Annotated in this window: 4 protein-coding genes and 1 pseudogene; 4 read left to right on the top strand and 1 reads right to left on the bottom strand. The window is 49.0% G+C overall.

From position 1 onward, the window contains the following. Positions 1 to 182: pseudogene (locus BCY86_RS10070) on the top strand (hypothetical protein); the annotation flags it as partial. Between the two features lie 111 nt (positions 183 to 293). Here the strand turns inward: BCY86_RS10070 and BCY86_RS05280 are convergent. Continuing rightward, positions 294 to 1,703, bottom strand: a complete 1,410-nt coding sequence (locus BCY86_RS05280) for a serine/threonine-protein kinase (protein ID WP_156865091.1) — start codon at positions 1,701 to 1,703, stop codon at positions 294 to 296. A gap of 249 nt (positions 1,704 to 1,952) precedes the next feature. On the opposite strand from BCY86_RS05280, the gene gloB reads away from it, so the two are divergent. From gloB to BCY86_RS05265, 3 genes are all read left to right on the top strand, one after another. Further along, positions 1,953 to 2,738: a hydroxyacylglutathione hydrolase gene (gene gloB / locus BCY86_RS05275; protein WP_172824813.1), complete on the top strand. Its 786-nt coding sequence runs from the start codon at positions 1,953 to 1,955 to the stop codon at positions 2,736 to 2,738. Positions 2,739 to 2,817: 79 nt separating this feature from the next. Continuing rightward, entirely contained in the window at positions 2,818 to 3,117 is a 300-nt protein-coding gene (locus BCY86_RS05270; RefSeq protein WP_075276798.1) for an oxidative damage protection protein, read from the top strand. A gap of 182 nt (positions 3,118 to 3,299) precedes the next feature. Then, complete coding sequence (locus BCY86_RS05265; RefSeq protein WP_245776200.1) at positions 3,300 to 6,974, top strand: FAD-dependent oxidoreductase; 3,675 nt, start codon at positions 3,300 to 3,302, stop codon at positions 6,972 to 6,974. The last annotated feature ends 40 nt before the right edge of the window (positions 6,975 to 7,014 follow it).

Here is a 7,014-nt window from a genome sequence, read left to right as displayed (position 1 = left end):
GGGGGGGGGGTGGAGCTGGAGGCATATCGGTAGGTATTGTCTATCAAGGGCTCACTCCTCACTTGCATCCTTCAACTGAAATTACCATAAAACATGGTGGACAAGGGGGGGATGGTGGTGGTCCGGGTGGTACTAAAGGGAGAGATGGAGTGGCTGAAGAGCTCTTAATGATCGTTGATTAGAGAATTAGAGATCGCTGCTTTGACATTTGGCAGTGATCAGAAGAGGTTTAGTCTGGCTCCGGGAGGAAAGATGAGGGATGGTGCCTTTCTCTTGTTTTTTTAAGTTGGTTGCTAATCCAAGTCGGGGCTTTCGATTTTGTGCCGTTTCTTTCTGGAATGAGATGGTTTGACTCGTTCTTTGGATGGAGAACGGGCGTGAGCTTTGTTCGGAGGCGGAGAAATTTGCAGGGTCGATCGGGGCAAGTTCGATGGTTCGTCTACTCCCTTCCGCTCCACTGGCTTGCTGGTATCTGTGGTAAGGGTTGGAGAGGAAGCAGAGGTGGGGGGAGTGTTTTCCTTTTGTTCCGAAGTGCCTACTGGTTCTGGTCTCGATGGGCCCCTGGGCTGTATCAGAAAGAGCGCGAGCGTAATGATAGAAATTCCCATCATAAAAAATGCGATCCCCATCCAAAAATGGGAGACGGAAGGGAAGATTAAAAACCGCTTTCTTTCTCTCTTGAACTGAAGGGGAAAGGGAGCGAAGCTCTGTTCGCGACTGCTTGAATGAAGCAGCGAGAGCAGATTAGGGAGAGTGTTGTTTTCACCTCCTGTCTCGCGATGTGGTTCTGATGGGATGAAGATCTTGCTATCTAACGCGATATAGCGCTTTTGTTTCTGCAAAGTGCGAAGCGCTTCTGCAAAAGCTTGGGCGCTTTTAGGGCGCTGCTCGAGATCGGGATGAAGAGCAGAGTGAATTAAGTTGTCCAGTTCTTGTGGTATGGACGGACGAGAGTCCATTAAATCTGAACAGGGTAGAGATGGCAAGTGGCCGGTGATTATTTCATAGAGGACTAGCCCAGCGGAATAGAGATCGGATAGTGGGGTGAGGGGTTTCCCTTCCTTCTGTTCTGGAGATGCGTAGGCATAGGTTCCTATAAATCCACTTTGTGAATTTGACTGTGAGGGTTGCCAAGGGATGGCTAGCCCGAAGTCAACCAGCTTGGTGATCCCTCTTCCATTTCCTGGATCATGAATAAATATATTGCTCGGTTTGACATCCCGATGGAGAAAAGAGGGTGAGTGGGTATGAGCTTTGGAGAGCGCTTCGAGAAGGGCGATCGCAATTTCGTAGCAGTACGGGAGAGGGAGTGTTTTCCCCTCTTTTGTGTATTGGTTTAAAAGCTTTTGAAGGCTTTGTCCCTGAAGTTTTTCCATTACGTAATAAGGTAAACTGAGCTTGTCTTCTGTGATGCCGATGTTAAACACATTAACGATATTCGGATGAGACAGCTGCGCTAGGATCTGAGCTTCCTTTGTGAGCTGTTCTGCGAAAGCCCCCCCTACATTTAGATAGGAGTGAAGGGATTTGAGTACGCAGATCCGTTGTAGTTCAGAATCAAATACCTCGTAGACCTGCCCCATTCCTCCCATGCCGATTAGCCTAATAATGGTGTATTTGTATTCTTTGATCTGCTGCCCGATTACTACTCGGCGAGTGATGACATCGTTCTGCTGATAATCGGGTTTGAGGTGAGATGTCACGGAGGGCACAAGAGTCAACGCCTAATCAGTGAGGTGGAATCCGTAAACCATCCAGCATCATGAATGAGATACAATCGATTCAATCAACAGGATTGTCTATTATTTTCTTTCAAGCTTTTATCATGATCTCTAATGAGTTTTGAGGTAAATGAATGGGATTATAAGGAAAGAAACGATTTGAATTGAAGACTTTTTCGATTTCGTTGGGTCGAACCGTGAAAAGGGAGATAGAAGTTGAGAAATGGACGAGTGATTCCGATCCCCTGTCTGGAGGACAACTACGCCTATCTTCTGATTTGCGAGACAACGCATCAGGCAGTGGTTATCGATGCATCGGAGGAGAAGCCTATCGTACAGGCTGTAGAGCAGAGTGGGGTCAAGGTAACAGCGATTTGGTCTACTCACCACCATTGGGATCACGTGGGGGGGAATGCCGCGCTCGCTGCTCGATGGCAAGTCCCTGTATTAGGATATGTTGTCTCTTCGCTCCGCATCCCAGCACAGACGCACTTTCTGCGAGATGGAGAGTCGTGGGAGATCGGGAAACTTCACGTTCAAGCGCTCCATGTGCCGGGGCATACATTGGATGCGCTTGCGTACTTGGTCTCCGATGCAGATGGGATGCAAGCACTATTTACAGGAGATACCCTTTTCTTTGCAGGTTGCGGTCGGTTGTTTGAAGGGACCGCTGAACAGATGCATCGATCGCTCTCTCGTCTCGCACAACTGCCTGGAGGGGTGCTGGTCTACAGTGGTCACGAATATGCAGAAGCAAACCTCAGCTTTGCACTGAGCATGGAGCCTCATCATCAAGGGGTTCGAGTGGTTCTTGAAAAAGTGCGTGTTCGGCGGTCGCGCGGTGTCCCTGCAACCCCTTCTTCAATCGGGCAAGAACTCGCCATAAACCCCTTTTTGCGGATTGATTCTAAGTCATTACGGCTTAAACTAGAGGTTTGTTCAGAGGCTCTGGATATAGAGGTCTTCAAAGCTCTTCGTCAAGCTAAAGACAATTGGAATCCGCTGAAAAAACATTAATTAATGTAGTCTCTTTTCTTTTTACGATCAAGTCAATAAATCGTTGGAACCAACGAAATATTCGTCTATCAAAGGGAACATGACACAACGGATGGTTTTCTGCAAAAAATTAGGTCGACAATTGCCAGGTGTGGCCAAACCACCTTATAAAAACGAGTTAGGCCAAAAAATCTATGAGGAAATTTCCCAGGAGGCTTGGGATCAATGGCTCAAGGATTCAGTCAGATATATCAACACGTACCGTGTCGATCTTGCCACTTCAGAGGGACAACAGTTTATGTTTAAACAAGCAGCCATCTACTTTGGTTTTGAAGAAGGGGTGATGGCACAGACTGCGTTCACTCCGGTCGTTTCTCCTTCCTCTTCATCACGTGAATGAGCTATAAATTGCTTATAGCGGTCGGTGGTTGGGGTGTTCTCTTCTCTGTTCCTGTGCAGAGTTTAGGTGACAGTGGGGTGATCTCGAAGGAACTGATCTATTTTCTATTTTGGGGAATGACCCATGCTTAGCCCTGCGAAGAAAGAAAGGAGGGTGAAGATATCATTGTAGATAAGCTTGTTTTGGGAATCGAAGGATATCAGTACGCCGATCTCTTCCTTCCTGAACGCTTGGAGGCGCTTTATCACGAGTTCAATAGGAGACTGAGCGCCCAAGCTCCTGATCTCTGTGAACAATTGGAGGCCTACCGCCGAGGTGTTTCGTTGGAGCCACCTGTCCTCAGTCAATTGCTGATTGAAACAGGAAGGTACGTGAGCGCTTTTATCGCTTGTCTCTTCCAAATCGAATCAGAAGTCGATGCATTGCGTACTTGTATTATTGCAGACAATCCGATCTGGCAGTTCAGTCAAGCATTTGTAAAAAAACGGCTTCTTAAACCACAGGCAGGGCAAGCTTGGTCAACACGTGGTGGACATCTCGGAGAGGCTGCCCAGATTGCTCGTCTGGCGCTTGCAGTGGTTTCCGCAAAGGAGGGCACTGCTATTATGCAGGATGAAGAGACTGCAGTAGCCCGTGCTGTCCTGGCACTACTTAAAATCGAAGGGGTTGCGCGCAAGGTCGCTAAGGCTGGTGGGGCTGAGTGGACTCCAGAACTTTTAGCTGCCATGAAGGCACTGTTCCATGCATTGCGGCGGGAGGGGGACGCCTTTCCCTGGTTTCAGGAATTGCTTGCTGTAAATAATTCAGAGGAGAAAGCGGCAGAGTGGCTAACAGCGGTTGTTGATGCGGTGGAGTGCTGGCTTGCGCACCGGCTTTCTGATCCACTCGATCCGATTGCTCAATGGCCTTCTCTGATGGCTCTTCGCCCTGTTCATATGGAACGACTGGTCAAGATCCATCGATCGAAACCCTCTTATCCCTGGTTTTTTGTTGGCCCTCCGGCGAAACGTCGTTATCGGGAAGGATTTCAATTGAATGACGTTCCTATGACTCAGCGCCAGATCGGAAGAGAACTCGACTACTGTCTGTTGTGTCATACGCGCGAGAAGGATTCCTGCTCCAAAGGGCTTGTTGACCCAAAAACGAAAAAAACTAAAAAAAATCCCTTGGGGGTTTCTCTTGGTGGATGTCCGCTGGATGAAAAAATTAGTGAAATGCAGCTTCTATATAAGCAAGGGGATCCTCTGGCCGCGCTTGTCCTTATCTGTTTGGACAATCCTCTGTGTCCGGGTACGGGTCATCGTATTTGCAATGATTGTATGAAATCCTGTATATTTCAGAAACAAGAGCCAGTGAACATTCCTCAGGTCGAAACCTATGTGCTCAAGGAAGTCTTGCAGCTTCCATGGGGGTTTGAGATCTACGGCCTACTGACTCGATGGAACCCTTTACATCGAACCCGTCCGTACCTCCGTCCGTATCGCGGCAAGAAAATCTTGGTCATTGGATTGGGACCGGCTGGATACACCCTGGCCTACCATTTGGCAAGCGAGGGGTTTGGCGTGGTTGCTGTGGATGGCGTTAAGTTGGAGCCATTGCCCTCTTCCTGGGTAGGGACTCCAGAGATTCCTCCTACTCCGATACGGGATATTTCCTCTCTCTATGAAGCGTTGGAAGATCGCGTTCTCCGCGGATTTGGGGGAGTTAGTGAATACGGGATTACCAATCGATGGGATAAGAATTTTCTCCTTGTCTTATACCTGACTCTGGCCAGACAGAAGTATTTGAGGATGTACGGTGGTATTCGGTTTGGTGGTACATTGACTTTGGAGGATGCTTGGGCCTATGGCTTCGATCACGTAGCGCTTGCTGTAGGGGCGGGGGGACCTACCTTTGTCGGAATGAAGAATGACCTCGCTCGAGGAATTCGAGCAGCCAGCGACTTCCTGATGACGCTGCAATTGACGGGGGCCTATAAAAAAAATTCCCTGGCTAACTTGCAAGTGAGTTTGCCTGCGCTTGTCATCGGGGGCGGGTTGACCGCTATCGATACGGCGACAGAACTCGGTGCTTATTATATTACGCAAATTGAGAAAGAAGCAAAGCGATATCAGGAACTGGTCCGTGCCCATGGAACATCCGCTGTGCGAGCAATGTTTCAGGATGAGGAATGGAGGACTCTTGAGCATCACCTGGCCCATGCGAGAGAATTGGCTGAAGAGCGCAATCAAGCTTCGGTGGAAGGCCGCGATCCCTGTATTCACGCATTGATTGAACGATGGGGGGGAGTGACCTTGGTGTATCGCAGGACGTTGCAGGAATCTCCCGCCTATCGTCTGAGTCATGAAGAAGTAACCAAAGGGTTAGAGGAAGGGATTCAGTATGCTGAGAACTTGACTCCTCGTGAGGCATTGCTCGATGAGCAGGGGCATGTTCGGGGTGTTCGATTTACAGATCCCGAAAATCGCGTGATCGATTTGGAAGCTCGTTCCGTTTGGATTGCAGCAGGAACAAGCCCCAATATCTCTTATGAAAAAGAGCACCAGGGCAATTTTCAATTAGATTCCCGTTCTCGTTATTTTCAGCCACACCGCGCTGATCTGGAACGCGATGGGCGGGTGAACCTCATTCCTGTTTTTGGTGAAGAGGCGGAGGAAGGTTTTTTTACAAACTATTCTCAAGATGGAAGAACGGTTTCTTTTTATGGAGATGCCCACCCTGTTTATGCTGGTAGCGTCGTGAAAGCAATGGCCAGTGCAAAACGGGGTTATTCCCACCTGGCTGCTCTTTTCCCTTCTGAACAAACGCTCGCTCCAGGGGTTCAACGAGAACGAGATACGGCGCTTTTCCAATTTTTTTCTAAATTGGATGAGGAATGGATTGCTAAAGTGGTGGATGTCCGTCGCTTGTCTGATTCCATTATCGAGATTACGATCAAAGCCCCGGCAGCGGCTCGTCGTTTTCAACCAGGGCAGTTCTATCGCCTCCAAAACTATGAATCCTGTGCTCCTTGGATTCAGGACACGCAACTGATCATGGAAGGTCTTGCATTGACGGGTGCTTGGACGGACCCATCTCAGGGGTTGATTGGGACGATTGTTCTGGAGATAGGAGGGAGTTCACGTTTGTGTGCTACACTCATGCCAGGCGAACGGGTGCTCCTGATGGGACCGACGGGCTGTCCGACTGAAGTCGGGATACGGGAGACTGTTCTCCTCTGCGGAGGGGGGCTTGGGAATGCTGTTCTTTTCTCAATTGCACGTGCCTTTAAAGAGGCAGGGGGGCGAGTGCTCTACTTTGCGGGTTATAAAAAAGGGGAGGCTGTCTTTAAACAGGACGAGATAGAGCGTTCTACAGATCAGGTTATTTGGGCTACGGAAGGGGGAGTTGAGATCCGTCCACGGCGCCCTCAAGATCATCATTTTCGGGGGAATCTTGTAGAAGCGATGCTCGCCTACGCAAAGGGGGAAGGGCTTTCTGCAACCATCCCAATTGCAGAAGTCCATCGTATGATTGCGATCGGATCAGACCGGATGATGCAAGCCATTCAGCAAGCTCGCCACGGTGTGTTGGCCCCTTTCCTAGATCCAAAGCATCGTGCTATTGGGAGCATTAATTCACCTATGCAATGCATGATGAAGGAGATATGTGCTCAGTGTGTGCAGAAGCATCGCGATCCTCACACCGGAAAAGAACTGTTTGTGTTTTCCTGTTTCAACCAGGACCAGGAATTGGATCGAGTTGACTTTGCCCATTTAGAGCAGCGTTTGCTCTTGAACTCGATGCAGGAAAAATTATCAAATGCGTGGCTTGATCTGCTTTTATGTCGAAAAGAGAGGGATATTCTGCGTGTATAAGGCTGACAGGAATGAGGATAAGCGCATCACAAGAAACAGG

It is taken from the genome of Pajaroellobacter abortibovis, from assembly GCF_001931505.1.
Lineage (GTDB): Bacteria > Myxococcota_A > Polyangia > Polyangiales > Polyangiaceae > Pajaroellobacter > Pajaroellobacter abortibovis.
This window is presented reverse-complemented; position numbering and strand designations above follow the sequence as displayed.